Source organism: Burkholderia sp. BCC0506 (genome assembly GCF_902833145.1).
In the GTDB taxonomy this organism is placed as follows: domain Bacteria; phylum Pseudomonadota; class Gammaproteobacteria; order Burkholderiales; family Burkholderiaceae; genus Burkholderia.
Genome location: NZ_CADFEN010000043.1, coordinates 1 through 401, shown reverse-complemented (window position 1 = coordinate 401; position 401 = coordinate 1). Strand labels below are relative to the sequence as shown.

The window sequence follows — 401 nt, the reverse complement described above, 5'->3', positions numbered from 1 at the left end:
AGGAGGACGGTCACCACGGTAGGATTCATGACTGGGGTGAAGTCGTAACAAGGTAGCCGTATCGGAAGGTGCGGCTGGATCACCTCCTTTCCAGAGCTTCTCGCAAAGTTGAGCGCTCACGCTTATCGGCTGTTGATAAAGACAGACTAGCTGTCTGCGGTTTAAAACGGTTATCATGCCGGCCGCTTTCAATAATCTTCAATGACAAACATTCGAATGAAGTTTGATTCGAGTTTTTCTCATTGGCGATTGAGCCAGTCAGAGCGGTACGAAAGTATCGGCTGTCGTTCTTTAACAATCTGGAAGAAGTAAGTAATTTGGATAGCGGAAGCGTCTTTGAGATGGACGTGGAAACTATCCGGGTTGTGATTGTATCGATGTATCTCAAGATGATTCGAACT

Annotated in this window: 1 rRNA gene; it reads left to right on the top strand. The window is 46.4% G+C overall.

The window, feature by feature from the left end:
- A 16S ribosomal RNA gene (locus HWX62_RS32890) occupies positions 1 to 90 on the top strand; the annotation flags it as partial.
- Positions 91 to 401 lie beyond the last annotated feature (311 nt).